This window comes from Ruegeria sp. HKCCE4148 (assembly GCF_017872495.1).
Taxonomy (GTDB): domain Bacteria; phylum Pseudomonadota; class Alphaproteobacteria; order Rhodobacterales; family Rhodobacteraceae; genus Ruegeria.
This window is the reverse complement of record NZ_JAEDOS010000002.1, coordinates 108,835-133,352: the sequence shown is the minus strand read 5'-3', so window position 1 is coordinate 133,352 and position 24,518 is coordinate 108,835. Positions and strand designations below refer to the sequence as shown.

At 57.0% G+C, this 24,518-nt stretch carries 27 protein-coding genes; 14 read left to right on the top strand and 13 right to left on the bottom strand.

Going from position 1 to position 24,518, the window contains the following annotated elements:
* Positions 1 to 3 precede the first annotated feature (3 nt).
* The gene (locus tag I9187_RS05860) at positions 4 to 645 is read left to right on the top strand and encodes a glutathione S-transferase family protein (protein ID WP_171234023.1); all 642 of its coding nucleotides are present in this window, start codon (positions 4 to 6) and stop codon (positions 643 to 645) included.
* Here the strand turns inward: I9187_RS05860 and I9187_RS05855 are convergent, their stop codons facing one another.
* Entirely contained in the window at positions 646 to 1,026 is a 381-nt protein-coding gene (locus I9187_RS05855; protein ID WP_171176199.1) for a hypothetical protein, read from the bottom strand.
* Between the two features lie 155 nt (positions 1,027 to 1,181).
* Here I9187_RS05855 and I9187_RS05850 point away from each other — a divergent pair, with 155 nt between their 5' ends.
* The 5 genes from I9187_RS05850 (at position 1,182) to I9187_RS05830 (ending at position 5,417) form a co-directional block, all read left to right on the top strand.
* The gene (locus I9187_RS05850) at positions 1,182 to 1,820 is read left to right on the top strand and encodes a lysoplasmalogenase (RefSeq protein WP_171174756.1); all 639 of its coding nucleotides are present in this window, start codon (positions 1,182 to 1,184) and stop codon (positions 1,818 to 1,820) included.
* A gap of 58 nt (positions 1,821 to 1,878) precedes the next feature.
* Positions 1,879 to 3,021, top strand: coding sequence for a signal recognition particle-docking protein FtsY (gene ftsY / locus I9187_RS05845; protein ID WP_171174758.1), 1,143 nt, complete (start codon positions 1,879 to 1,881; stop codon positions 3,019 to 3,021).
* A gap of 87 nt (positions 3,022 to 3,108) precedes the next feature.
* A complete protein-coding gene (locus I9187_RS05840; protein WP_209940109.1) occupies positions 3,109 to 4,011 on the top strand; it encodes a DMT family transporter in 903 nt (300 codons plus the stop codon).
* Positions 4,012 to 4,027: 16 nt separating this feature from the next.
* Positions 4,028 to 4,633 (top strand): inner membrane-spanning protein YciB, encoded by a 606-nt coding sequence (locus I9187_RS05835; protein ID WP_171174762.1) that lies wholly within the window; start codon positions 4,028 to 4,030, stop codon positions 4,631 to 4,633.
* 115 nt (positions 4,634 to 4,748) lie between these two features.
* Entirely contained in the window at positions 4,749 to 5,417 is a 669-nt protein-coding gene (locus I9187_RS05830; protein ID WP_171176201.1) for a Crp/Fnr family transcriptional regulator, read from the top strand.
* A 225-nt stretch (positions 5,418 to 5,642) separates the two neighbouring features.
* On the opposite strand, the gene I9187_RS05825 is transcribed toward I9187_RS05830, so the two are convergent.
* From I9187_RS05825 to rpiA, 6 genes are all read right to left on the bottom strand, one after another.
* Entirely contained in the window at positions 5,643 to 7,157 is a 1,515-nt protein-coding gene (locus I9187_RS05825) for a Do family serine endopeptidase (RefSeq protein ID WP_209940108.1), read from the bottom strand.
* Positions 7,158 to 7,267: 110 nt separating this feature from the next.
* Positions 7,268 to 7,462, bottom strand: a complete 195-nt coding sequence (locus I9187_RS05820; protein ID WP_171174766.1) for a DUF2065 domain-containing protein — start codon at positions 7,460 to 7,462, stop codon at positions 7,268 to 7,270.
* Positions 7,462 to 8,340, bottom strand: a complete 879-nt coding sequence (gene hflC / locus I9187_RS05815) for a protease modulator HflC (protein ID WP_171174768.1) — start codon at positions 8,338 to 8,340, stop codon at positions 7,462 to 7,464. Before hflC ends, I9187_RS05820 begins: the two co-directional genes overlap by 1 nt.
* Positions 8,340 to 9,482 carry an FtsH protease activity modulator HflK gene (hflK, locus tag I9187_RS05810; RefSeq protein ID WP_171174770.1) on the bottom strand — a complete coding sequence of 381 codons (1,143 nt, stop codon included), beginning with the start codon at positions 9,480 to 9,482 and terminating at the stop codon, positions 8,340 to 8,342. Before hflK ends, hflC begins: the two co-directional genes overlap by 1 nt.
* Positions 9,483 to 9,554: 72 nt before the next feature.
* Complete coding sequence (gene gor / locus I9187_RS05805) at positions 9,555 to 10,913, bottom strand: glutathione-disulfide reductase (protein WP_171174772.1); 1,359 nt, start codon at positions 10,911 to 10,913, stop codon at positions 9,555 to 9,557.
* Positions 10,914 to 11,038: 125 nt separating this feature from the next.
* Positions 11,039 to 11,827 (bottom strand): ribose-5-phosphate isomerase RpiA, encoded by a 789-nt coding sequence (gene rpiA / locus I9187_RS05800; protein WP_171174774.1) that lies wholly within the window; start codon positions 11,825 to 11,827, stop codon positions 11,039 to 11,041.
* 167 nt (positions 11,828 to 11,994) lie between these two features.
* Between rpiA and I9187_RS05795 the strand changes: the two genes are divergently transcribed.
* Genes I9187_RS05795 through I9187_RS05780 form a run of 4 tightly spaced genes read left to right on the top strand, consistent with a single transcriptional unit; the run spans position 11,995 to position 15,472 of the window.
* On the top strand, positions 11,995 to 12,696 hold the full coding sequence (locus I9187_RS05795) for a glutathione S-transferase family protein (RefSeq protein ID WP_171174776.1): 702 nt from the start codon (positions 11,995 to 11,997) through the stop codon (positions 12,694 to 12,696).
* A gap of 1 nt (position 12,697) precedes the next feature.
* Positions 12,698 to 14,071, top strand: coding sequence for an L-serine ammonia-lyase (locus I9187_RS05790; RefSeq protein ID WP_171174778.1), 1,374 nt, complete (start codon positions 12,698 to 12,700; stop codon positions 14,069 to 14,071).
* A 24-nt stretch (positions 14,072 to 14,095) separates the two neighbouring features.
* Positions 14,096 to 14,512 (top strand): GFA family protein, encoded by a 417-nt coding sequence (locus I9187_RS05785; RefSeq protein ID WP_171174780.1) that lies wholly within the window; start codon positions 14,096 to 14,098, stop codon positions 14,510 to 14,512.
* Between the two features lie 45 nt (positions 14,513 to 14,557).
* Positions 14,558 to 15,472, top strand: coding sequence for a DMT family transporter (locus tag I9187_RS05780; RefSeq protein ID WP_171174782.1), 915 nt, complete (start codon positions 14,558 to 14,560; stop codon positions 15,470 to 15,472).
* On the opposite strand, the gene I9187_RS05775 is transcribed toward I9187_RS05780, so the two are convergent.
* Complete coding sequence (locus tag I9187_RS05775) at positions 15,417 to 16,124, bottom strand: thiamine diphosphokinase (protein WP_171174784.1); 708 nt, start codon at positions 16,122 to 16,124, stop codon at positions 15,417 to 15,419. The two genes, I9187_RS05780 and I9187_RS05775, sit on opposite strands and share 56 nt — an antisense overlap.
* 123 nt (positions 16,125 to 16,247) lie before the next feature.
* Between I9187_RS05775 and I9187_RS05770 the strand changes: the two genes are divergently transcribed.
* Positions 16,248 to 17,954, top strand: coding sequence for a hypothetical protein (locus tag I9187_RS05770; RefSeq protein ID WP_171174786.1), 1,707 nt, complete (start codon positions 16,248 to 16,250; stop codon positions 17,952 to 17,954).
* A 189-nt stretch (positions 17,955 to 18,143) separates the two neighbouring features.
* The gene (locus I9187_RS05765; protein WP_171174788.1) at positions 18,144 to 18,716 is read left to right on the top strand and encodes a GNAT family N-acetyltransferase; all 573 of its coding nucleotides are present in this window, start codon (positions 18,144 to 18,146) and stop codon (positions 18,714 to 18,716) included.
* Here I9187_RS05765 and I9187_RS05760 read toward each other — a convergent pair.
* The 5 genes from I9187_RS05760 to nthA form a co-directional block, all read right to left on the bottom strand.
* On the bottom strand, positions 18,707 to 18,943 hold the full coding sequence (locus I9187_RS05760) for a DUF2842 domain-containing protein (protein WP_171174790.1): 237 nt from the start codon (positions 18,941 to 18,943) through the stop codon (positions 18,707 to 18,709). The genes I9187_RS05765 and I9187_RS05760 overlap by 10 nt on opposite strands.
* Positions 18,943 to 20,238 carry an adenylosuccinate synthase gene (locus tag I9187_RS05755; protein ID WP_171174792.1) on the bottom strand — a complete coding sequence of 432 codons (1,296 nt, stop codon included), beginning with the start codon at positions 20,236 to 20,238 and terminating at the stop codon, positions 18,943 to 18,945. Before I9187_RS05755 ends, I9187_RS05760 begins: the two co-directional genes overlap by 1 nt.
* A gap of 223 nt (positions 20,239 to 20,461) precedes the next feature.
* A complete protein-coding gene (locus tag I9187_RS05750; protein WP_171174794.1) occupies positions 20,462 to 20,791 on the bottom strand; it encodes a nitrile hydratase accessory protein in 330 nt (109 codons plus the stop codon).
* On the bottom strand, positions 20,788 to 21,465 hold the full coding sequence (gene nthB, locus I9187_RS05745) for a nitrile hydratase subunit beta (protein ID WP_171174796.1): 678 nt from the start codon (positions 21,463 to 21,465) through the stop codon (positions 20,788 to 20,790). The genes I9187_RS05750 and nthB overlap by 4 nt, the downstream gene beginning before the upstream one ends.
* Positions 21,462 to 22,076: a nitrile hydratase subunit alpha gene (nthA, locus tag I9187_RS05740; RefSeq protein ID WP_171174798.1), complete on the bottom strand. Its 615-nt coding sequence runs from the start codon at positions 22,074 to 22,076 to the stop codon at positions 21,462 to 21,464. Before nthA ends, nthB begins: the two co-directional genes overlap by 4 nt.
* 151 nt (positions 22,077 to 22,227) lie before the next feature.
* On the opposite strand from nthA, the gene secG reads away from it, so the two are divergent.
* Together secG and I9187_RS05730 are read left to right on the top strand one after the other, a co-directional pair.
* Positions 22,228 to 22,593 (top strand): preprotein translocase subunit SecG, encoded by a 366-nt coding sequence (secG, locus tag I9187_RS05735; RefSeq protein ID WP_171174800.1) that lies wholly within the window; start codon positions 22,228 to 22,230, stop codon positions 22,591 to 22,593.
* 160 nt (positions 22,594 to 22,753) lie between these two features.
* Positions 22,754 to 24,397: a CTP synthase gene (locus I9187_RS05730; RefSeq protein ID WP_171174802.1), complete on the top strand. Its 1,644-nt coding sequence runs from the start codon at positions 22,754 to 22,756 to the stop codon at positions 24,395 to 24,397.
* The last annotated feature ends 121 nt before the right edge of the window (positions 24,398 to 24,518 follow it).

The following is a 24,518-nucleotide window of genomic DNA, read 5'->3' as shown; positions in this document are numbered from 1 at the left end:
GCCATGCTGACCATCTGGGGCCGTAAAACGTCATCGAATGTTCAGGCCCTGATGTGGTGTGTCGGTGAGTTGGGGTTGGATTGCCGCCGCCACGATCTGGGACACAGGTTCGGAGGGTTGGACACTGATGAATTCCATCAATTGAACCCAAACAGAACCATCCCTGTCATACGCGATGGCGACCATCCGCCCCTCTGGGAAACCGGTGCAATTCTCCGCTACCTAGCCAATTCATACGGGACTCAAAGGTTTTGGCCCCGCGATCCGGTGCACCAGACCGAAGTCGATAAATGGGCGGAATGGGCCAAGATTAACGTCGCGATGGCATTCACCGTGCCCGTGTTTTGGCAGGTTACCCGAATCCCAAAGGCGGAACAGGACCAGCAGGCAATCGAACAAGCTGTGACCACTTTGGAAAACAAGCTGACACTTGCAGACGCTCAACTGTCCCAACACGCCTTCCTGTGCGGCACCGACCTGACCTTGGCCGACATTCAGCTGGGGCACGTTCTGTATCGCTATTACGATATCGACATATCCCGCGCAGCGCTCCCAAACCTGCGCCGGTATTATGAGACACTGGCGGAAAGGTGTGCCTATCAGAACCATGTGATGATCAGTTGTGAAGACCTGCGCGTGCCCTGATCACACACCAACCTCAGGCCCATAGCACACCATTTCCTCGCCAAGTTCTTCGGCCTCATATAACTCCGTCGCCTCCGGGTTGCCTTCAAACTGCGCAACCAGACCGCCGCCAGATTGCGTAAAAACCCAGCATTGAGGGTCGAGTCTGTCTTCGTAGACAAAGCAGATCTGCTCGTCCCTTTGATACCAGACGCCTTCTTTGCAATTGCCATCCAGAAAAGACCAGATCACACGCCGGTTCGGCAGATACCGTTCAACCCCGTATACCTGACCCTCGAACCCGTAGAACAGAGTTTTGCCCTGCGTGTAGCTATCGAATTCCGGTCCAGACAACGGGGTCTGGGCCGCAACGGATTGCGCAGCAAAGCCTGCGAGAATCATCCAGTATCTAAGCATAAGTACATTCTGCCAGAAGCGCTTAAGCTGTGCCATTCACCCTTTGCCTCTGGGTTCATCACAGTTCCCTTAACTCAACGTAAGCGCTTGATTTCAATATTCACCTCGGATGAAGTCGTTTGGAAACTGTCGGGGGACCCATGACCAACGTACTCTTTTGGATCGCTCTCGGCTGTGCCCTTGGCTATTTGCCGCTGACAGCGCGCCCGGCCTCAGCCTTGCGCACGGTATTGAAAACCGCTTCCGTGGCAGCCTTGACCATGATCGCCTTTTTGAATGGCGGACCCTGGTTGCTGGTTTTGGCGCTCATCTTATGCGCAACGGGCGACGCACTGTTATCGCGCGAAACGGATGCCACGTTTATGTCGGGCATTGCCGCCTTTGCCGGCGGACATCTGGCTTACATCACGCTGTTCATGACCTACCCGACCAGTAACGCTGGCCTAATCTGGAACGCGCCCGCAACGGTATGGTCTCTCGTCATTCTGGGCATCATCATGGCCACGACACTTGCACCCCACGCCGGTGATCTGAAAGGGCCTGTTCTGGCCTATATCCCCATCATCCTTGGGATGGGTATCACTGTTCTGGCACTGCCGGACACGGGCGCTTTGCGGTGGGCTTTTCCCGCCGCCATCGCCTTCATCGCGTCCGATCTGGTCCTTGCGACTGAAAAGTTCCTGCTGCCACCAAGCCATCCGGCCCTCAAGGCAACGCCCTATTTGGTCTGGCCCCTTTATTGGGGCGCACAGCTTGGTTTTGTCCTTGCATTCGCGTGACCCTTTGCAACTGCCGCAAATCCGCATTAGGTGAAGGGAACACCTGCGGAGACACTACATGGCGTTTTTCTCAAAGCTAAAGGATAAGCTGTTCAAATCCTCCTCTCGCCTGGAAGAGGGGCTGGAAGCCATCGTCGAAGATGGCGGCGAGGAAACGACCGCGCCTGACCCGGTGATCCCCGAACCAAAGCCCGAACCGCAACCGGTCCCCGAGGTTCCGGAACCCGCGCCGGTGCCACAACCTGTTGAGCCGCCCGCCCCAATCCCTGCCGATCCCACGCCGGTCGCGCCTCCACCCGAGATACCGGAATCCAAAGGCATCCTGAACCGCCTGTTCAATCGCGGTGGCACCACAACGGAAATACGCCGCACACTCGATGACGACATGCTGGAGCAACTCGAAGAGCTGCTGATCGCCTCTGACATGGGTGTCGACACGGCCTTGCGCGTCACCTCGAACATGGCCGAGGGCCGCTTTGGCCGCAAACTTTCAACACGTGAAATCAAGCAATTGCTGGCACAAGAGGTGGCCCGCGTGATGGAGCCGGTAGCCAAGCCCCTGCCGATCTATCCCAAACGCCCGCAAGTGGTGCTGGTGGTCGGCGTCAACGGCTCGGGCAAGACCACGACCATCGGCAAACTGGCCAGCCAGTTCAAAGAAGCGGGCAAGAAAGTTGTCATCGCCGCCGGTGACACCTTCCGCGCCGCGGCCGTTGAACAACTGCAAGTCTGGGGCGATCGGGCCGGGGTTCCTGTGCTGACCGCGCCAGAAGGCTCGGACCCCGCCAGTCTGGCGTTCGATGCCCTGACCCGCGCACAGGCCGAAGGTGCCGATCTGCTGATGATCGACACAGCAGGCCGTTTGCAAAACCGTGCTGACCTGATGGAAGAGCTGGCCAAGATTGTCCGCGTCATCCGCAAGGTCGATGACACAGCGCCGCACAACACCCTGCTGGTCCTCGACGCCACAACAGGACAGAACGCCCTGAGCCAGGTGGAGACTTTCCGCAAGCTGGCTGACGTTTCGGGATTGGTCATGACCAAATTGGATGGCACCGCCAAAGGCGGCGTACTCGTCGCTTTGGCGGACAAATTCGGCCTGCCCATCCACGCCATTGGTGTGGGCGAACAGATCGACGATCTCGCCCCCTTCGACCCCGAAGAATTCGCCGCCGCCCTGACCGGTCTCGACAAAGGCTGATCCGCCCCTTCATCTGGCTAAAAATACCTTCGGGGGTCTGGGGGTGGAAAACCCCCAGCCTCACCGCCCAGCAAAAGGTTGGCATCTTTGAGTAACTGGCTGATCTCATTGGAAGGGACCGAAGCAGGCCACCAGCTTGCGCTTGGACTAGCCCTGATGGCGGCTTTCCTTCATGCCGTGTTTGGGGCTCTGCAAAAGGGGCGTCATGATCCGTGGCTGTCTCGTGGGGCCATTGATGCCAGTTACTGCCTAATGGCCGCGCCCTTTGCCTTCTTTGTGGTGCCCTGGCCCGAACCGCATGTGTGGCCGATCTTCGCGCTCGTCTGGCTGATTCATATCGCCTACAAGACGCTTCAGGCCATGGCGTATACCAAAGGCTCCTACACGGTTGTCTATCCGGTCGTGCGCGGAACCGGGCCATTGTTCACCGTCATCGGCGCATATCTGTTGTTCGGCGAGACGTTCACGACAGTGCAGTGGCTGGGCGTGGCAACCCTGCTTGCCGGCATATTCGGGTTGGCCGCATACAACTTACGATTTCTGGAAACCAACCGCGACACGCTGGGTATCGCGCTGGTCTTGGCGATCATCACCGGCCTCTTTGTGGCGCTTTACACCACGTATGACGCCTACGGCATTCGCGCCACCGCCGACCCGTTCACCTTTCTGGCCTGGTTTTTCATGATTGATGGCGCAGCCATGCCCATCTATGCCTTTCTCAGATGGCGCGCCATGATTGACCGCCCAGCTATCGGCCCCCTGATGTTGCGCGGGCTGGCCGGAGGCCTGATCGCTCCGTTGTCTTTCGGAGCAATCATGTTGGCCACCCGGTTGGATAAAGTGGGCGAGGCCGCGGTTCTCCGCGAGACCTCAACCGTCTTTGCGGCATTGATCGGCTGGCTTGTGTTAAAGGAGACCGTCGGCCCCCGGCGTATTGCCCTGATGGCATTGATTGCACTTGGTGCCGTAATAGTTGAAATGGGCGGGTAAACAGCAGGATATACAGATGACAGGCAAAAAAGACATCAACCCGTTTCTCAAACAGGTGCTCGAGCTTGGCCCCCCATTGGCCTTCTTCTTCATCTACCTGCGCCTGCGCGATGATAGTTTTCTGATTGGTGGCGTCGAGTATTCCGGCTTTATCGTTGCAACGATCATCTTTGTCCCCCTGATGCTGGGCGCCATGGCAATCCTGTGGTACCTGACCGGCAAACTCAGCCGGATGCAAATATTCACCGCATTCATGGTGCTTTTCTTCGGTGGCCTCACCGCTTGGTTCAATGACGAGCGGTTCTTCAAGATGAAGACCACGCTGGTCTACGGCCTGTTTGCCCTGATCCTGGGCGTCGGCCTGTTGCAAAAGAAATCTTATCTCGCCTATGTTTTGGAAGAACTGCTTCCAATGAAGCAGGAAGGCTGGATGATTCTGACCCGCCGACTGTGTGGCTGTTTTGCTGTTTTGGCCGCCGCAAACGAACTTGTCTGGCGCACGATGTCTACCGACATGTGGGTCAAGATCGAGACCTTTGGCTTTCCCATTGCCCTAATGGCTTTTCTGATGCTGCAATTCAGCATGTTGCAGCACTATATGGAGGACCCGGAACAGAAATAGCTCCCGTCACATCAGCCAGGTCCGCCAAAACAAACAAAATTCTTGGATAATGAGCCGAGCTATGTGAAATTGAGTGACTACCCACTCACTCACCTCGCCCAAGATCGGTGCATACATGACGGCCTTCCCCAACAGCGGCTTCCTTTCCGAAGCTTCCGACGGGCTCAGAGAAATGCTTTCGGCTCAAGCGACCGAAATTTCCCTGGCCCAAGGCGACACACTTTTTGAACAAGGCGACGAGGGCGACGCGCTCTACGCAATATTAGACGGCACGCTTGAAGTGTCTTTTCTGGCCATGAGCGGGCGCAAGCTGACCCTGACTCTTATGCGCCCCGGCGAAGTTTTTGGCGAAATAGCCCTGTTCGACAATGGCCCGCGCACAGCAACCATTGCTGCGGCCGAAGCCTCGCGCGTTCTGCGTGTGCGCCGCAATGACGTCTTGAAACAGATCCGGCGACATCCTGATCTCGCAGAGGATTTAATCCGGCTGGCCGGATTGCGGATGCGGTACATGGGGTCTCAGTTGAACGAGCAGGTCTTTTTGCCCATGCCCATTCGACTGGCGCGAAGGCTGCTGCAACTGTCTGGTTTGCAGGACAACCCGTCCGAACGCATTACGCTGTCGCAAAGCGAACTGGCCGAGTTTGTCGGGGCGACGCGAGAAGCGGTGTCCAAAACAATCTCTGGATGGAAACGTGACAATGTCGTGGAAGCGTCCCGCGGCGGATTGCTGATTCAGGACTTTGCAGCATTACGTGAGTTAGCCGAATCCGACCTGATCTGAGTCGGTGTGATCTTGTTCACAGACCCACGTTCCAACATGACCTAGGGTGAAGTTGTTACCGTAGGAGGTCAGAGAATCATCCCCGATATCTGTCCACTGACCTCTCCCTGTATCTGAGCCATACGCAACTATTGCGTATGGCTCATTTTTTTGTTGCTGGTGTTCCTGCCCACAATACCGGGCGAACAACGAAAAAGGCCGGGATTTTATCCCGGCCCCTTGCTCTTATTCCTCCAGGCTCAGCGCCACAAACCGTGGATCCCCGCCCCTGCGCACCAATAGCAGCAAAGACTTTCTGCCAGCTTCGCGCGATTCTTCCATCCGCTGCTCCAGATCTCCGATGGTTTCCACATTTTGCTGCCCTGCCTCGGTGATCAGATCACCAGCCCGCAACCCCTTGGCATAAGCCTCGGACGCCTGATCGACGTCAGAAATCACCAGACCTTCGGCATCCGCATCCAGGCCCAGATCTTCGCGCAACGTATCCGTCAATGGTGAGATGGTAAGACCCAGAATATCCGCATTCTCATCAACCGGGGCCTCCTCAGCTTCCGGTTCGCCGGTTTCGGCACGTTCTGCGTCTTCACGACGACCCAACGTAACCAGCACAGTCTGGGTACCGCCATCACGGTGCACGATCACGCGCACGGCCTTTCCGACTTCGGTTTCGCCTACCTGACGAACCAGACCGCGTGTATCCTCGACCTCGACACCATCAAAACTGGTGATCACGTCGCCGGCCTTCAGCCCCGCCTCTTTCGCCGGGCCTTCCGGTACATCGCTGATCAAGGCACCGCCGGGCTTCTCAAGCCCCATGGCTTCGGCCATGTCCGGTGTTACGTCCTGAATACGCACACCCAACCACCCACGGCGCGTTTCGCCAAACTCACGCAACTGATCAACAACTTTGACAACAACGTTCGAGGCCATCGAAAAACCGATTCCGATTGAGCCACCGTTTGGTGACAGGATCGCAGTGTTCACGCCTATCACTTCACCATCCATGTTGAAAAGCGGACCGCCCGAGTTGCCTCGGTTGATTGCGGCATCAGTTTGAATGTAGTCGTCATAAGACCCGCTGAGTTCCCGGTTACGGGCCGATACGATACCAGCCGAGACGGAAAAGCCCTGCCCCAGCGGGTTGCCCATGGCGATCACCCAATCGCCCACGCGCGCAACATCGCTGTCCCCGAAGGTTACATATTTCAACGGACCGGACGCCTCGACCTTGAGCAAAGCGATATCGGTTTTCTCATCAGTTCCGATGACTTTGGCTACCAGCTCTTTCCTGGGCTGACCGTCACCCGGGAAGAATTCCACAAGGATTTCATCGGCCTCGGCAATGACATGGTTGTTGGTGACAATAAACCCGTCTTCCGAGATCACGAAACCCGAACCCAAGGCGTTGCTGCGGCGCGGAGCGTCGTTGTCGTCGTCGCCGTTTCTATCCTGAAACTCGCGAAAGAAATCCTCGAACGGGGAACCTTCGGGCACGATGCCCTGCGGCCCTGTTTGGTTTTCGATCAGTGTGCTCGTGGTGATATTCACCACCGCAGGGCTGATCTTTTCGGCCAACGGTGCCAGGCTTTCGCCCCTTGCCTGTGCGGCAACAGTTTGCGCCAGCAAAAGCAGCGAACCGGCAAAGGCCAGCCACATCAGCCGCATCCAAACACTCACTTCGTCCCACCGGACGGATACACTGCGCGCTTTCGCCTGCACTTGAGCTCTCCTTGTTGACATTCTTGCCAGAACCGCCGGTACACGGTCTGTCTTGTCAACCAATGTAGTCAGTTTGGTCGGGCTAGCAACTCGGGATCGCGGGGAAATCACCGCCAAGTGAAGCTCTGGCCTCAAAAACCCAGTTGATGCGCGCCCCAAAGCAGGATCAACCCGCTGATGACGCATAGCAGCCCCATCAAACGGCGCGCCTGTTCAGGTATTGACCGGAACGCTTCGAGCATACGCTCGATAAGCGAAGGGGCCAGCGCATAGGCCAGCCCCTCGACAATCAGCACCAGCCCGAAAGCCAGAAGGATCATACCCATTACTGGGTCGCCTGCCCTGTGGGCGATTTCAAGTAGTTGAAGAACTCGGAATCCGGGCTCAGCACCATCGAGCTGTTGCTGCCACCCAGCGCACGCTCATAGGCGGACAGCGAGCGGTAGAACTCGAAGAATTCCGGGTCTTTACCAAAGGCTTCGGCGAAGATCGCGTTGCGTTCGGCATCGGCCTCACCGCGAATGATTTCGGCTTCACGATTGGCGTCCGAGACCAGTTCAACCACGGTCCGGTCGGCTTGGGCGCGAACACGCTGCGCCGCTTCGTTACCGCGGGCGCGTTCGTCGGTTGCTTCACGTTCCCGTTCCGCCTTCATCCGGTCGAAGGTTGCCTCAAGGTTGGCTTGCGGCAGATCAGTCGCTTTCAGGCGCACGTCGATCACATTGACGCCCAGCGCTCGCGCCTCGGCGATGGCGCTGTTACGGATGCGCAGCATAAGCGCCGCACGGTCCGAGCTAAGGATGTCGCGCGAGGATACCGAACCCAGAACTTCGCGGGTTTCAGCACGCAAAATGCGGTCCAGACGATCTTCGGCAACCGGAATGCCACCAACACCAACGGCTTGACGGAACTGCTCCAGATCTGAAATCCGGTAGCGGGCAAAAGCGTCAACCACCAAACGCCGATCATCCAGAGGTGTTACTTCAAGCGGCTGCACATCGATAGAAAGGATGCGGTCGTCGTAACGCACCACTTCCTGGATCAACGGGATTTTGAACGCCAGACCAGGCTCTTCCTTGACCGTGACAACCCGGCCAAATTGCAGAACCAGTGCCCGCTCGCGTTCATCCACGATGAAAATCGAAGATAAAACGCCAACAATCGCGAGAAAGACGACCGGCAGGATAAATGTCGTTTTACGCATCAGTTGCTCTCCTGTCCGGAATTGCGGCGAAGCTCATTGAGCGGCAGATAGGGTACAACCCCCTGCCCCTGACCAGTAGAGTTCTCATCCAGAATGATTTTGTCCACGTCACCCAGAACCTGCTCCATCCGTTCCAGATACAGGCGCTTGCGGGTCACATCTGGCGCTTTAGAGTATTCTTCCAGAACCGCGCTGAAACGGCTGGCCTCACCCTGTGCGCTGTTGATCTGCTGGGCGCGGTATGCTTCGGCCTCTTCCAGAACCTGAGCAGCCTCACCACGGGCTTCGGCGAGTACACGGTTCGCGTAGGCGTCCGCAACATTCTGCAAGCGGTCACGTTCCTGAGCAGCGGCCTGAACATCACGGAAGGCAGCAATCACGTCTTGCGGCGGGTCAGCCTTGTCAAAGTTCACACGAACGATGTTCACGCCCGAGTCGTAGCTGTCCATCGTTGCCTGAATCAGTTCCTGCAGGCGGTCGGCGATAATACCACGATCCCGGTTCAGAATCGGTGCCAGTTCGCTCTGCGCGATAATCTCACGCATCGCAGATTCCGACACGGCGCGAATGGTTTGGCGTGGATCGCGCAGATTGAACAGGAATTTGGCAGGATCATTGATGTTCCAGACCACTTGATAATCGATATCGACGACGTTTTCGTCACCGGTCAACATCAGGCCGTCATCACTGCCACGGGCACCGCCCATGTCTTCGTTCTGTTCGCGTGTCACCGGAATGACCTCAGCGGTAACAAACGGCCAGGGCGCAAAATTCAGACCGGGATTACCGACGGCCGAGAATTCACCCAAGAACAACTCAACCGACTGTTCTTCCGGTTTAACGGTGTAGAAACTCGCCAGACCCCAAAGACCTGCAGCGACCAGAACGCCAATTGCAATCGTGCCCTTGGTAAAGGCCGGACCACCGCCGCCTTGACCGCCACTGCCACCTTTGCCCGAACCGCCGCGACCGCCCATCAGAACGCGCAGTTGCTCTTGGCCCTTCTTCATCAGCTCATCGATCTCGGGAATCTGCGGGCCATCGCCTTCGGGCGGGCGACGCCCGTCCCCGTTATTTCCCCGATTTCCTCCGCCACCGGAAGAGCCTCCGCCCCCCCAGGGGCCACCGCTGTTGCCCGCCATATGTACATGTTCCCTTGTGTTTGACCGTGTGATCACGGCGTCCTTTGTAACTTGTGTGCGCGCGGTTGCAAATCAAGCCGTGCGCACAGGTTGCCGCATTGTCACCAGTTCTTCGGCCATCACCGGATGCACGGCGACAGTACGGTCAAAATCTTCTTTGGTCGCCCCCATCTTTACGGCGATTCCGGCAAGCTGGATCATCTCACCAGCACCGGGGGCGACAATATGGCAGCCAAGAACCTTGCGTGTGGCCTGACTGACCAGAATCTTCATCAGAACCCGCTGCGTTCCGCCCGCGAACGATTTCTGCATCGGCTTAAACGACGTGGCATAGACTTCGATCGGTTCTTGCGCCGCGGCCTCTTCTTCGCTCAGACCAACAGTTCCGAATTCCGGCTGCGTAAAGATCGCTGTCGGGATCAGTTCGTGATCCACAGGTGTCGGGTTACCTTTGAAGACTGTCTCTACAAAAGCCATTCCCTCGCGGATCGCAACCGGTGTCAGGTTCACCCGATCCGTGACGTCACCAATAGCGTAAATCGAAGGCACTGCGGTCTGGCTGTATTCATTTACGACAATCTCACCCTTGCGACCGCGTTCAACGCCCAGGTCTTCCAGCCCAAGGTTATCGGCATTTGGCGCACGGCCCGTGGCGTACATAACGACGTCAAAACGATCCTCGGTGCCATCGGTCGCCTTGACGCGGATCTGGTCCCCGTCTTTGGTCATTTCCAGCACGTTGGTGCCCAGTCGCACGTCTATTCCGTTCTGGCGCATCTCTTCACAGATCAACCCGCGCGCTTCTTCATCAAAGCCGCGCAGGATTTGCGCGCCGCGATAGAACTGGGTGGTCTTGACGCCCAGCCCATTCATGATCCCGGCAAACTCGCTGGCGATATAGCCACCGCCGACGATCAGGATGCTTTCAGGCAACTTGTCCAGGTGGAAAATCTCGTTCGAGGTGATCGCCAGGTCTGATCCCGGGAAATCAGGCACGACCGGACGGCCACCCGTGGCGATCAGAATATGCTTAGCGGTTTTTTGGGTACCATCAGTCAATTCGACTGTGTGCGCATCCACAAGACGAGCGCGCTGATCAAAGCTTTCCACTCCGTTGTTTTTCAGGATGTTACGATAGATACCTTCCAGCCGATCCAGTTCCGTCACCAACTTGCCGTGGAAGGTATTCCAGTTGAATGCACCGGGTTGAATGTCCCAGCCATAAGCTTGTGCATCACCCACCATGCCCGAGTATTCGCTGGCAAAGACCATCAGCTTCTTGGGCACACAGCCCCGGATCACGCAGGTGCCGCCATAGCGGTCTTCTTCGGCGAGCGCGACTTTGGCACCGGTTTCACCCGCCGCCACACGCGCAGCACGGACCCCCCCCGAGCCTCCGCCGATGACAAAAAGATCATAGTCAAAGCTCATGCCGGTTTCCTTCGTTCAACTTGCAAAATCCTCTGGATATCTGGGCGCAAAAACCCTGGCGCCAACCCCTGGGCACAGAAAATTCAAACATTCACGGGCGCTTGTCGGAGATAAGAGCATCAAACTTAGTCCGAAACATCGGAAAACAGGTTATCGCGGGATCCGCTCAACAACTGGTCCAGTTGGATGGTACCTGCATTGATGTCCCGCAGTTCGACCCTGCCATCTCCGTGGCCCAGAACGACCTTGTCGCAGATATCGACGAACAGACCATTTTCCACCACACCCGGCACCTGATTCAGGATCAGCGCCATCTGGCGCGGATTGCCGATGCGTTGCAGGTGCAGATCCAGAATGTGGTTTCCTTCATCGGTTACAAAAGGGGCCTGACCGTTCATGCGCAGCGCAGAGGTGGTCCCCAGAACATCCATTGTGTCCAGCGCTTCTTCGATCAGCGTCCGCGTGGTTTGCCAGCCAAAGGGAACCACCTCGACCGGCAGCGGGAAAGCGCCCAGTGTTTCAACTTCTTTTCCGGCGTCTGCGATGACGACCATCTGATCGCTGGCCGTGGCGACAATCTTTTCCTGAAGATGTGCACCACCGCCGCCTTTGATCAAGTTCAGGTCCGCGTCAAACTCATCTGCGCCGTCAATGGTCAAGTCCAACCATCCGGCCTGATCCAGGGAAATGACCTCGATTCCAACCTCACGTGCAAGCTGGGCCGTTCGGGTCGACGTGGGCACGCCCTTGATCTGCAAGCCTTCGCCTCGTACGCGCTCACCCAAGCGGCGTACCAACCAAGCGGCTGTAGATCCCGTTCCCAGGCCCACACGCATTCCGTCTTCGACCATCTCGGCCGCACGGCACGCGGCCACGTATTTTGCAGTGTCGATGGGCGATAGATCTCCGGTCATGGCAGCTTTCCAAAGTTGGCCTGCCGAAGTTATAGGGAAAGCCTCGGGTGACTGCGACCCCAATTTGTGACCCAGCGAACTCAAAGATACCAAAGTACTACGCGTTTCCTATCGGAAACGTCGCAATCATGTCTTACAAGACCATCTTTGAGCTATAAGTTGCCGCCATGTCGAAGCCCTACCGCCTGCACTATACCCCTGATAACGCCTCGCTGGTAATCCGCCTGGTGCTAGAAGAGATAGGTGCGCCTTTTGACACGGTCCTGGTGGATCGGCGCCAGAATGCGCAGGACAGTACAGCCTTTCGGGCACTCAATCCCAACGGTCAAATCCCAGTGTTGGAAACGCTGCAAGGGCCAATCTTTGAAACAGCGGCCATCCTGCTTTGGCTATCCGAACAACATGGCCAGCTGGCCCCTGCAAAAGATGACCCGGAACGCGCAGGCTTTCTGAAGTGGTTGTTCTTTGCGTCCAACACGCTTCACGCCGATCTGCGTATCGTGTTTTATGCCGAGAAATACATCGACCCACGGCAGGCCGACAAATTGCGGGCCGCTACACATCCTCGCCTGAGACGTCACCTTCAATTGCTGGACGCAATGGCCAAAAGCGCGCCGGGTTGGTTCTGTGCAGATCACCCTTCCGTTCTGACCTACTATGTCGCGTGCATGATGCGCTGGATGGCGCTTTACCCTGCTATGACAGACCGAAGCTGGTATCAACTGACAGACACGCCTTGCCTGCAAACGCTGTTAATGAAGCTTGAAACACGCCCGGCGACCCGCTCGGCCATTTTGGCCGAAGGTCTTGGGGCCAACCCGTTCACCTCCCCTGTTCACCCAACCCCTCCAGAAGGCTCAGCTATCTGATATGTTTCTCTCTGTCTTCGATATGTTCAAAGTGGGCATCGGCCCGTCCTCCTCCCACACCATGGGACCCATGGTGGCTGCTGCGCGCTTCCTTGATATGATGCGTGCCTCGCCGTTTGAATTTTCCGGTCTTAAAGGGTCGCTGCACGGCTCGTTGGCCTTTACCGGTGTCGGCCACGCGACCGACCGGGCGACAATCCTGGGTTTGGCCGGTTTTGTACCGGACACCTATGACAACAACAAAGCCGAGGCTGCTTTGGCAGATATTGCCAGCACGCATACGGTCACCCCTGAAGGGTTGCCAACCCTACAGTTTGACCCCAAAGCCGATCTGGTTTTCGACTATGACAACACCCTGCCCGGGCACGCCAATGGCATGATTCTGATGGCAACGGACGCACAGGGTGACGTGATCCTGCGACAGGTGTTCTATTCCATCGGCGGCGGATTTGTCCTGACCGAAGAAGAACTGGCCGAGGGCAAAGCAACCGACGAAGGCGCTCCGGTGCCGTTCCCTTTCAAATCCGCGGCCGAGATGCTGGAGATGGCAAAATCCAGCGGCAAGAGTATTGCTGACATGAAGCGTGAAAATGAAATCGCGCGGGGTTGCGCCGACAGCTTTGCCAGAGGCTCCGCCCGTCTTTGGGAGGTCATGAACGCCTGCATCGAACGGGGATTAGCCACAGACGGTATCCTTCCGGGTGGGTTGAAAGTACGTCGTCGCGCCAAGGGCATTTATGATGCTCTAATGGCTGAACGTGGTATGAACCTGACCGCCCCACACACAATCAACGACTGGATGAGCGTCTACGCGATGGCGGTCAACGAAGAGAACGCTGCCGGTGGGCAGGTTGTAACGGCCCCTACCAACGGCGCGGCCGGCGTTCTACCTGCGGTGCTGCGCTATTATCTGGATCACGTGCCTGGCGCTTCGGAAAGCCATATCGAAGATTTCCTGCTGACCGCTGCTGCGATAGGCGGGCTGGTCAAATTCAATGCCTCGATCTCAGGCGCTGAAGCAGGATGTCAGGCCGAGGTCGGCAGCGCGTCTGCCATGGCCGCTGCTGGGCTCTGTGCCGTGATGGGCGGAACACCTGAACAGGTAGAGAACGCCGCCGAGATTGCTCTGGAACATCACCTGGGCATGACATGCGATCCCGTTGCGGGTCTAGTTCAGGTGCCTTGTATCGAACGCAACGGATTGGGAGCCATCAAGGCAGTGTCCGCCGCGTCATTATCCCTGCGTGGGGATGGCGAACATTTCGTGCCATTGGATTCGGTAATCGAGACCATGCGCCAGACGGGTCATGACATGCACGAGAAGTATAAGGAAACCTCGCTTGGTGGATTGGCGGTGAACGTGCCAAACTGCTGATCGCAAAATAATGTGGGGGTCGTAATGCGTGGACATTGCCTGTGCGGCGCAATCAAATACGAAGTCGACTCTTCGCCATTGTCTTGCGTGACATGTCACTGCGACAGTTGCCGTCGCCAATGCGCCGCCCCGATGACCACCTACTTCGCCGTCCGCGACGGCCAATGGCGCTGGACCGGGGAAGAACCCAAGCGCTTTAACTCCTCACCCGGAGTTGAGCGCAGCTTTTGCCCGCATTGCGGTACACCGATCTCGTTCCGTTCGGCCAAGATGTCGGATGTGCTGCATCTGTACGTGGCGACATTAGAGGTGCCTGATGACCTGCAGCCCACGCTGCATGTTTCCCATGAAGAAAAGCTGAGCTGGCTGCACCTTGATGACGGTTTACCCACCTGCGTAGGGCCAGATTACACCAAGGTTCAGCCTTTGCCGAAAGACTAACATCCAGCCTTTCCACTGTACCGTGAAACGGCTAGCGTCGCGGACATGACTCAGGATCGTCCCGTTTTTGGCATTGTCTTAATGCTTGGCTTTTGCCTGCTTGCCCCATTGGGCGACTCGATGGCCAAACTGTTGGGCGAGACCACCCCACTGGGGTTGCTGGTAACGGTCCGCTTTGCAGTTCAGGCCCTGATCCTGATCCCTCTGGTTGCACTGACCGGCAGACCTTGGCGGATGCGTGGCCGCATCCTGCGACTGACGATAATCCGCACGTTTCTGCACATCATTGGCATCACCGCAATGTTCAGCGCGTTGCAGTTCCTGCCTCTGGCGGATGCCATCGCAATCGCCTTTGTTATGCCGTTTATCATGTTGTTGCTGGGCAAGTTTGTTCTGGGTGAAGAGGTTGGCGCACGCCGTCTGATCGCCTGCATCGTAGGTTTCATCGGCACGCTTCTAGTCATCCAACCCAGCTTTGCCGAGGTTGGCGCACCTGCACTGCTGCCCCTTATCGTCGCTGTTGTGTTTGCTCTTTTTATGCTGGTCACACGGCAAATCGCCAAAGAGACAGACCCTGTGTCGTTACAGGCGGTATCAGGTGTTCTTGCGACTCTGGTACTGGCCCCGGTTCTGGTGATCGGAACGCATCTGGATGTGTGGGAGATTTCTGTGACCCTGCCTGCCCCGGACATGTACTGGCTGTTGATTGCGATCGGGGTCTTGGGAACCGTTGCACACCTGCTGATGACCTGGTCGTTGCGTTATGCGCCCTCAGCCACGCTGGCACCGATGCAGTACCTGGAAATCCCTGTTGCAACCCTAATCGGCTGGGTCATCTTCAGCGACCTGCCTGACGGGCTTGCCGCGCTTGGCATTACGATAACAATCGCTGCCGGGCTCTATGTCATTCTTCGCGAGCGGGCCACTGCCCGGTCTGCTCCGACAGAAACACCTGCATAAGTGGATCCAACGCAGAACGCGGGATCATGATCAATAGTCCCGGCCCGTCCATATGCAACTCGACCTCTGCCAGCGCGCGGTTCGATGTGCCCACTTGACCTGCTGGATCGAATTTCAACCCGTCGATTGGCCATTCCAACCCGGTGCTGCGCCCTGTAACCGGGCGCAAAGGAAACAGCGAAACCACGTCGCCGGGATCAACTGGCAGACGGATGTGTGGCGGTGCGTGAAAAACCACTTCATGTTCGCCCAACAGAATACACGCCTGATCTTGTCGCCTAACCAGGGTATTCAATACGGCCAATTGATGATCCAGCCGCCCCCCCAGAAACCCCGCACCCAAAATCAGCGGACATTGCGTGCTGCGCAACGCTTTATCGAAGTCCGTACTATCCTGCTCGCGGATCGGGAATAGACGCTCGGTCGGTATTTTTGCCTGTGTCGACGCGCTCAGCGAATCGAAATCGCCGATAACGGCATCCGGGATATGACCTGATTCTGTCAAAACCTTTGCACCACCATCAGCGGCCACAACCGATTTGACGCGATTCAGCACCAGATTCAGGTCCTCGGCACCGACAAATCCCCCTCCGAACAGACCAATTGGATCAATCGAGCGTACAATGATCTCGTTTTTATTAAGATTGGCCATTTTTCCCGGATTTGGACACATTAAGACCACAAAATGATAGGTTCATGCAGAAAGTTCCGAGCCAGTGTGTGCTCCCGATTCCGGGTAAGCTGGCTCTCGTAGTTTGTAAAGGACGTGCGTCTGATGGTACAGAATAACAAGGTATTGACCGTTTCTTATGGAACCTTCTCCTGCACTTTGGAAGGATTTGACGATTCCTTTGAGACGATGAAAGCCATCGCCGAGTATTTTCGCGATCTTGCAGCAGATGACCGCTATTTCGGCTCTGAACCCCCTCAACCTGATGCCGAGATGCTGACACGCATTGCCAGACGCGATGCGTCCCAACGGGTGGAAGCCAGCCAGAACGAATCCGGACTTCTTTTGCGCGCCACACAGACACCTGAGACCCCCCGTCAGGAGCTAGCCCCGCAAGCCGGCGCAATGACCATGGCACACACCCCCACTCACGAGCCACCCAACCCGGCCCCAGCCGGACTTGCCGATGCGGAACCAGTCGGAGAACCCCCTGCTCCAGCGGCTGACAGCATCTCGGCCAAGCTGCAGCGCATTCGCGCAGTTGTCTCTCATTCGGATGTTCCTCCTTCAGCATATTCCGAAGACGAAGACACATCTCTGCTGGCAAGTTCCACCCCCCCTGTGGACGCAGTAGCCGCAGCTTTTGAAGCTGGTGCATTGAAAGCAGAAGATTTTGCCGAACCTGCGGCGCCAATGCCTGAGGAGCCGCAGCAGCCTTTTATCGATGAGGCTGACGCAGAAGAGACAGATGACCTTTCAGCCGAAGCGCCAACAACGTCTGACGAGACGGAAGAAGCTGAAGCAGCAGAAGTCCCAACTGTTGAATCAGAAGAGCAAACTGCGGAAACCGAAGAAATGCATGTGCCCATGACCCCCGAGCACGTGCAAGCCGATGACCTTGAAGACGCTCCCGAAGCGGCGAAACTTCCTGCCGAACCCCTCTTTGCGGAGCTGGAAGAAGATATCGAGGAAGAACTCGAAGAAGAGGACGTTCCAAACATCCTTAACGTCGAGGATGTGACGGTCGAAACTGCCCAGGATGATCAGGACACTCAGACGCATGGGTTGCTGACCGCAGAAGATGAAGAGAACCTGCTGAGCGAGATTTCCGAGATCGAATCTGAGTTTTCTGAACGCTCGAGCCAAAAACTGACTGATGATGTTGATCCCGAACAGGATGTCCTTCGCTTAATGGCCAAAACCGGCGAGCACATGGAAGATCCTTCAAGCAGCGACGCGCGTGAAACTTATTCGCACCTGCGCACAGCGGTTGCCGCGACAGAAGCAGAGCTTGACGACGAAGCCGCTACACATTCGAAGGACGCCGAGTATCGCGGCGATCTGGAATCCGTTGTCAGCCCCCGCCGCCCCCAAGTGAAGGTTACAAGCGCGCGCCCTGAAGCAGACGCTCCGGCCCCGCTGAAACTGGTTGCCGAACAGCGCGTGGACGATCAAAGCGAACCAACTGGTCCTGTCATGCCTCGTCGCGTCACTTCGGATCTAGAAGATACCGGATCGGAAGAAAGCGGCTTTGCGCAGTTTGCACAGGATCAAGGCGCACAATCACTGCCCGATCTGTTGGAAGCAGCAGCAGCTTATCTTTCCTTCATCGAAGGCCAGGAACAGTTCTCGCGCCCGCAACTGATGAACAAAGTCCGCTCTTTGAAGCAGGACGAGTTCAATCGCGAAGAAAGCCTGCGGTCGTTTGGCCAACTGCTGCGCGATGGGAAAATCGAAAAGGCTGGTGGTGGCCGGTTCGCGGCCTCCAATCTGATCGGTTTCCGCCCAGATGACGAGCGCGCAGTCGGCTAACTGCAACAACATCAAAAGACAAAGGGTCGGGTAATTCCCGGCCCTTTTTTGTTGCAGTCTTGGCAAAGCGCGGCGGAAAAAACTCCTGTTAGTGGAAATGCTTAAAAATTTATGCTGCGTCGCAGAATTCTGGTGTAATCTCACGGCAGAAATCTCGTCATGACACCCGTTTCAGACAGAGGTATTGTTATGCAAGACATCATGATTCGACGACTTCGAAAATACGACCAGGCCTTGATAGAAAGCCATTTCAACAGCTTGGATGATGAGGCACTATATTCGCGCTTTGGCACACATGTTCCGTCGCAGGGGCTGCAAAACTATCTCTCCGACATTCTTGCAGATGCAGCATTCATATTCGGAGCCTTCCCAGATTCGTGCCTTCGAGGCGTGGGCGAATTGCGTTTGATACCTGATCATAGGCACCACGTCGCCGAGGCCGCATTTACCGTCGAGAAAGCCTGGCAAGATCAGGGGATTGGCGATGCCTTGTTGTCACGTCTGATTACAATCGCTCAGAACCGAGGGATCAGGGAAGTTCACATGCTTTGCCTTGCGACCAACCAAAAAATGAGACGCCTGGCCGCGAAACACGACGCAGAGCTAACTCTTGTACCAGGTCAGGTCGAGGCGACGCTGACGACCCCTTGGCCTACACCGTTCAGCATGGCCAAGGAATTTACAAGTGAGTACCGCGCGTTTGCACGCGCAGTGCTCAGCTGGCCAAACCAAGCGCCGACATCTCAAGTGGCTCAGGACTGATCGGGGTCTTCTTTCCCGACACCGCGAAAGATGAACTTGAACGGCAAAGCCCAAAGAACGCCCAGGACGACGTAGACCAAAAGCTCCACCCAAATCGGGGGGCGATCCAGCCAGTTCACAACTGTCACCACAGCCACAATGTAGAGTGGCAGACCAATTACAAGGATTACCAACGACCACCGGCGGCGCGCCTTATAACTCAGGCCTGGTTTGTTTTCTTCGGCCATCAGTCTGCAAACGGGTCGGTCACCAGAATGGTGTCGTCCCGCTCCGGGCTGGTGGACAAAAGCGCTACGGGGCATTCTATCAGCTCTTCGACCCGTCGTACGTACTTGATCGCATTGGCGGGCAGATCAGCCCAACTGCGCGCGCCTTCCGTCGACTCGCTCCAGCCCGGCATTTCTTCGTAAATCGGGGTGCAGCGCGCCTGCTGGTCAGCCGCAGTTGGGAGGTAATCCAAACGTTCGCCGTCCAGATCATACCCGGTACAGATTTTCAGTGTTTCAAACCCGTCCAGAACATCCAACTTGGTCAACGAGATGCCGTTTACTCCGCTGGTCGCGCAAGTTTGTTTTACCAAGCAAGCGTCAAACCAGCCACAGCGGCGTTTGCGGCCTGTCGTCGTTCCGAACTCATGGCCGCGCTCACCAAGGCGCTGACCATCCGCATCTTCCAGCTCGGTCGGGAACGGTCCTTCGCCGACCCGTGTGGTGTACGCTTTTACAATACCCAACACGAAATCAATCGAACCCGGCCCAATCCCAACGCCCGTTGCGGCCTGACCCGCGATCACGTTGGACGAGGTCACGAAAGGATAAGTGCCGAAATCGATGTCAAGTAGGGCACCTTGCGCCCCTTCGAATAAGATGCGCTTGCCAGCTTTACGCTTTTCATTCAGCACTTTCCAAACCGGAGCCGCAAAAGGCAAAATCTCCTGCGCGATCTCTTTCAACTGAGTGATCAGTGCATCACGATCAACCGGCTCGATCCCCAGACCTTTGCGCAACGGGTCATGATGCTGCAAGGCACGATCCACGCGGGCTTCAAGGGTTGCTTCGTCCGCCAGATCGGCGACGCGTACGGAACGACGCCCGACCTTGTCTTCGTAGGCGGGCCCAATTCCGCGCCCAGTGGTCCCAATCTTTGTGCCCTTGCTGGCCGCTTCTTCACGCGCACGGTCCAACTCTCCGTGGATCGGCAGAATCAACGGAGTGTTCTCAGCAATCATCAGTGTCTCAGGAGTAATCTCCACACCCTGTGCGCGGATGGTCGCGATTTCCTTGACCAGATGCCAGGGGTCCAACACGACACCATTGCCGATCACGCTCAGCTTGCCGCCGCGCACAACGCCCGAGGGCAGCGCGTGCAGCTTGTAGACTTCGCCATCGATCACCAGCGTATGGCCGGCATTATGCCCGCCCTGAAAACGCGCGATCACGTCCGCCCGTTCGCTGAGCCAGTCGACAATCTTGCCTTTTCCTTCGTCGCCCCATTGAGCGCCGACAACAACCACGTTGGCCATATCCGGTCCTTTTCGTGCTGAGTAATCAAACCCGGCTCGTATAGCGGGGCTCAGACGGCAGGGAAACCGATATTTCGCCGCAGATGATAATCGCGCGGGTGCGCGATGCCTCCGGCGGAGGTATTTTCGGCCAGATGAAGAACGGATCCCCTACTTCATCTGCTCAAAATACCTCGGGGGAGTCGCCCGGAACGGGCGGCGGGGGCAGAGCCCCCAATTTTTGTCAGCGTAGATGCACAGGTTGCCCATGCGGCGTTGTCAAGTACGCGTCCTCCCAAGCCCGGTGCAGCGCTTTTACATCCTGTGGTGGCGCGGCGCCCTGATCGGCAAGCAAATCCTCAAGGGTTTCCAACCACGCCTGGAAATAATCGTCGCCACCATCCAGGTCCCGGGCAATTCCATTTCGCTTTAATGTGTCCGCGAAACGGGCCGCCCAGTCGGACCACGCGAAACGGCCCGCCTCGTTCAGCGCGACTGTGACGGCAAAGACTTGCGCGTGCCAGGGTTGGTCAAAAACGGGCTCTGGGGCCGTATGGGTGACACAGTTGTTCATGTGGGCTCCAAATAGCTTTGCCAGAGATCCAGCACCACTTCGTCGTCGGGATGCTCCGGACTGGCCCAAAGCTCGGATGCCGGGAACGCCACCGCATAGATCGGTTCAGGCGCTTCGCCTAATCCATGCGCATTGGAATCGGGCAGAACATGTGTGCCGTGCAGGCGAAGGATGCGCCCCTTGGCGCCGGACGCATAGATCGGCAACCGTGTGTGGCCACCGTCCACAAAGCGATTTGCTGCGGGCCGGGTCGTGACAACCTCTTGTCCAATTGAATAGCGCACAGAGACATTGGAGGGTCTGTCTGCGGGACCACCTTTGGCCAATGCTGCGGACACTGCCTCTGCTTTCAGCATCTTTTCTGCCAGCGGGTGCGGTTCGTCGTTCCCGCCACCCCGCAGATCTTCAAGGGTCAATACTCCGCTCTCGATCAATAGGTCGGCCAGGCCCGATATCCACTTCTCATAATACGAAAACCGCGTGTAATCCTTGGGTGAGAGGCGTTCGCGCGCATGGCGGGACACATCGATGTTCCATTGCCCCAGAAACCCAGAGGCAAGCGTCACCGCCAAGGCTCGCGCGTGCCAGTCCTCGGCAAAGACAGGTGCATCCTCTGCTTTGGGATTTATCGGCCCATCCCCAAAACGGCCACCCATGTCGTGAACGCGAGTCATGAGGCCACCCTGGGAAAGCCGGTACCGATCATGCTGTCACGTGTCACCAGTGAGGCAAGTTCGTCTTCACTCATCCCATCTGTGCCTTCGGGGCGCATGGGCAGGACGAGGTAGCGAATCTCGGCAGTCGAATCCCAGACCCGCACAGATGTGCCCTCGGGCAAAGTGACGTCGAATTCGGCCAGCACCTTGCGCGGTTCGCGCACGGCGCGGGCGCGGTAGGCATCCGACTTGTACCAGCCGGGCGGGATACCCAATAACGGCCATGGGTAACAGCTGCACAAGGTACAGACGACCATGTTGTGTTGGGCTGGCGTGTTCTCGACAACAACCATGTGTTCGCCCTGTCGACCGTAATAGCCAAGATCCGCCACAACAGGTGTGGCATCTTCCAGCAGGGCCGCCTTGAAAGCCGGGTCGCTCCACGCTTTGGCAACGACGCGCGCGCCATTCTGAGGGCCAATCTTGTTTTGATACGTGTCGATGATTTCGTCCAACGCTGCCGGATCGATCAGCCCTTTGCGGGTCAGAATCGTTTCAAGCGCTTTGACGCGCAGTGCGGGTTCCGGCGGTAACAGGGCGTGCGGGTGGTCGTGATCGTCATGTGGCATGGGCCGCAGCCTGCGTCACTCATCAGCGTTCTGTCCAGTCCCTTTGCCGTGATATGGTATATCACACGTCGTGATGCCAACTCCTGACTTGCCCCCGCGGACAAACTTGCATAAGTACCACGCGATACACGCCACGCTGTACAGGACCACCATGGAAAACGTCGTTCTCATCATCCACCTTCTGTTGGCCTTGGGCCTGATTGCCGTTGTTCTGATGCAGCGGTCCGAAGGCGGTGGCCTTGGCATGGGTGGCGGTGGTGGTGGCGCCATGACGGGCCGCGCAGCGGCAACCGCGCTGGGCAAGCTGACCTGGATTCTGGCCGCTTGCTTTATCGTGACCTCGATCACACTGACCATTCTGGCTGCACAGAAATCCTCGGGCAGCTCAGTGATTGATCGCCTGGGCGTTCCGGCTCCGGCTTCCACCGAAGAAAGCACTCCGGCGATTCCGTCGGCAGATGATCTTCTGCCGCCGGCACAGGGCGACAACGCGCCACTGATCCCGCAAGCGGACTGATCCACAAAACCTAGAAACCTAAAAGAGGACTGCAACAGCATCTTGCGGTTCTCTTGCGCTTTTGGCGCGAATCCTTTATACGTGAAGTCCCGTGATGCAGCGGTTTTTCGGAACCGCCGGGCAGCTGATTTTGACGTCTCACGGGAGCAGCCGAAAAACTATGGCGCGTTTTATTTTCATCACTGGTGGTGTGGTTTCGTCCTTGGGCAAAGGACTGGCTTCGGCGGCTTTGGGATCGCTGTTGCAGGCGCGAGGGTACTCCGTTCGCCTGCGCAAGCTTGACCCCTATCTGAACGTCGACCCAGGCACGATGTCGCCTTTTGAACACGGCGAGGTTTTTGTCACTGACGATGGGGCTGAAACCGATCTGGACCTTGGGCATTATGAACGTTTCACTGGCGTGGCGGCCCGTAAGACCGACTCGGTAAGCTCGGGGCGCATTTATTCGAATGTGCTCGAGAAAGAGCGCCGTGGTGATTACCTGGGCAAAACAATTCAGGTGATCCCTCACGTCACCAATGAGATCAAGGATTTCATTTCAATTGGCGAAGATGAGGTCGATTTCATGCTCTGTGAGATCGGCGGCACCGTCGGCGACATCGAGGGCCTGCCCTTTTTTGAAGCAATCCGTCAGTTCAGCCAGGACAAGCCGCGCGGCCAGTGTATCTTTATGCACCTGACACTGCTGCCCTACATCAAAGCGTCGGGTGAGTTGAAAACCAAGCCGACTCAGCACTCGGTGAAAGAGCTGCGCTCGATTGGTCTGGCACCCGATATTCTGGTCTGCCGCTCTGAAGGCCCGATCCCGACCAAGGAACGCGAGAAACTGGCGCTGTTCTGTAACGTCCGCCCTGACAGCGTGATTGCGGCGCAAGACCTGAGCACCATCTATGATGCACCGCTGGCTTATCACCGGGAAGGTCTGGATCAGGCGGTTCTGGACGCGTTCCAGATCAGCCCTGCCCCGAAACCCGATCTGGCTAAATGGGAAGACGTTAGTGACCGCATCCACAATGCCGAAGGCGAAGTCAAAGTTGCCATCGTCGGCAAATACACTCAGCTCGAGGATGCCTATAAGTCGATTGCTGAGGCTCTGACCCATGGTGGCATGGCCAACCGGGTCAAGGTGAAAATCGAGTGGGTCGATGCCGAGGTATTCGACACAGAAGACGCAGCACCGCATCTGGAAGGCTTCCACGCGATCCTCGTACCCGGCGGATTTGGCGAACGCGGCACCGAAGGCAAGATCAAGGCTGCTCAGTATGCGCGCGAACACAAGGTCCCCTATCTGGGCATTTGTTTGGGCATGCAGATGGCGGTGATCGAAGCGGCACGGAATGCTGCTGGCATCACCGAGGCGGGTTCAGAGGAGTTCGACCACGAGGCCGGAAAAAAACGTTTCGAGCCAGTTGTTTACCACCTGAAAGAATGGGTGCAGGGCAACCACAAGGTTGAACGCAAGGTCGGCGACGACAAAGGCGGCACCATGCGCTTGGGCGCTTATAACGCGGTTCTCGCCGAAGGATCCAAGGTTGCCGGTGTCTATGGCAGCACCCAGATCGAGGAACGCCACCGTCACCGCTATGAGGTCGACATCAAGTATCGCGAACAACTTGAGAAAGCCGGTTTGAACTTTTCAGGCATGTCGCCGGACGGTCGTTTGCCCGAAATCGTGGAATGGTCGGACCACCCTTGGTTCATCGGCGTTCAGTACCACCCGGAACTGAAGTCCAAGCCTTTTGACCCGCACCCGCTGTTCCGCGATTTTGTGCGCGCTGCAAAAGACACCTCGCGTCTGGTGTAATCCCCCGCTGTGTCGGTCTGTCACCCCCACGTTGTTTTGTGGGGGCTGACCTCTTAACTGTATGAGGATGCGAAGTTTCTGCTTCGTGCCTTGGATACAGTTCAGAGATTCAGGAGATTTC

Coding starts and splice junctions, on each gene's coding strand:
- I9187_RS05860 (WP_171234023.1), top strand. CDS start 4: ATGCTGACCATCTGGGGCCGTAAAACGTCATCGAATGTTCAGGCCCTG.
- I9187_RS05855 (WP_171176199.1), bottom strand. CDS start 1,026: ATGATTCTCGCAGGCTTTGCTGCGCAATCCGTTGCGGCCCAGACCCCG.
- I9187_RS05850 (WP_171174756.1), top strand. CDS start 1,182: ATGACCAACGTACTCTTTTGGATCGCTCTCGGCTGTGCCCTTGGCTAT.
- ftsY (WP_171174758.1), top strand. CDS start 1,879: ATGGCGTTTTTCTCAAAGCTAAAGGATAAGCTGTTCAAATCCTCCTCT.
- I9187_RS05835 (WP_171174762.1), top strand. CDS start 4,028: ATGACAGGCAAAAAAGACATCAACCCGTTTCTCAAACAGGTGCTCGAG.
- I9187_RS05830 (WP_171176201.1), top strand. CDS start 4,749: ATGACGGCCTTCCCCAACAGCGGCTTCCTTTCCGAAGCTTCCGACGGG.
- I9187_RS05825 (WP_209940108.1), bottom strand. CDS start 7,157: ATGTCAACAAGGAGAGCTCAAGTGCAGGCGAAAGCGCGCAGTGTATCC.
- I9187_RS05820 (WP_171174766.1), bottom strand. CDS start 7,462: ATGGGTATGATCCTTCTGGCTTTCGGGCTGGTGCTGATTGTCGAGGGG.
- hflC (WP_171174768.1), bottom strand. CDS start 8,340: ATGCGTAAAACGACATTTATCCTGCCGGTCGTCTTTCTCGCGATTGTT.
- hflK (WP_171174770.1), bottom strand. CDS start 9,482: ATGGCGGGCAACAGCGGTGGCCCCTGGGGGGGCGGAGGCTCTTCCGGT.
- gor (WP_171174772.1), bottom strand. CDS start 10,913: ATGAGCTTTGACTATGATCTTTTTGTCATCGGCGGAGGCTCGGGGGGG.
- rpiA (WP_171174774.1), bottom strand. CDS start 11,827: ATGACCGGAGATCTATCGCCCATCGACACTGCAAAATACGTGGCCGCG.
- I9187_RS05795 (WP_171174776.1), top strand. CDS start 11,995: ATGTCGAAGCCCTACCGCCTGCACTATACCCCTGATAACGCCTCGCTG.
- I9187_RS05790 (WP_171174778.1), top strand. CDS start 12,698: ATGTTTCTCTCTGTCTTCGATATGTTCAAAGTGGGCATCGGCCCGTCC.
- I9187_RS05785 (WP_171174780.1), top strand. CDS start 14,096: ATGCGTGGACATTGCCTGTGCGGCGCAATCAAATACGAAGTCGACTCT.
- I9187_RS05780 (WP_171174782.1), top strand. CDS start 14,558: ATGACTCAGGATCGTCCCGTTTTTGGCATTGTCTTAATGCTTGGCTTT.
- I9187_RS05775 (WP_171174784.1), bottom strand. CDS start 16,124: ATGGCCAATCTTAATAAAAACGAGATCATTGTACGCTCGATTGATCCA.
- I9187_RS05770 (WP_171174786.1), top strand. CDS start 16,248: ATGGTACAGAATAACAAGGTATTGACCGTTTCTTATGGAACCTTCTCC.
- I9187_RS05765 (WP_171174788.1), top strand. CDS start 18,144: ATGCAAGACATCATGATTCGACGACTTCGAAAATACGACCAGGCCTTG.
- I9187_RS05760 (WP_171174790.1), bottom strand. CDS start 18,943: ATGGCCGAAGAAAACAAACCAGGCCTGAGTTATAAGGCGCGCCGCCGG.
- I9187_RS05755 (WP_171174792.1), bottom strand. CDS start 20,238: ATGGCCAACGTGGTTGTTGTCGGCGCTCAATGGGGCGACGAAGGAAAA.
- I9187_RS05750 (WP_171174794.1), bottom strand. CDS start 20,791: ATGAACAACTGTGTCACCCATACGGCCCCAGAGCCCGTTTTTGACCAA.
- nthB (WP_171174796.1), bottom strand. CDS start 21,465: ATGACTCGCGTTCACGACATGGGTGGCCGTTTTGGGGATGGGCCGATA.
- nthA (WP_171174798.1), bottom strand. CDS start 22,076: ATGCCACATGACGATCACGACCACCCGCACGCCCTGTTACCGCCGGAA.
- secG (WP_171174800.1), top strand. CDS start 22,228: ATGGAAAACGTCGTTCTCATCATCCACCTTCTGTTGGCCTTGGGCCTG.
- I9187_RS05730 (WP_171174802.1), top strand. CDS start 22,754: ATGGCGCGTTTTATTTTCATCACTGGTGGTGTGGTTTCGTCCTTGGGC.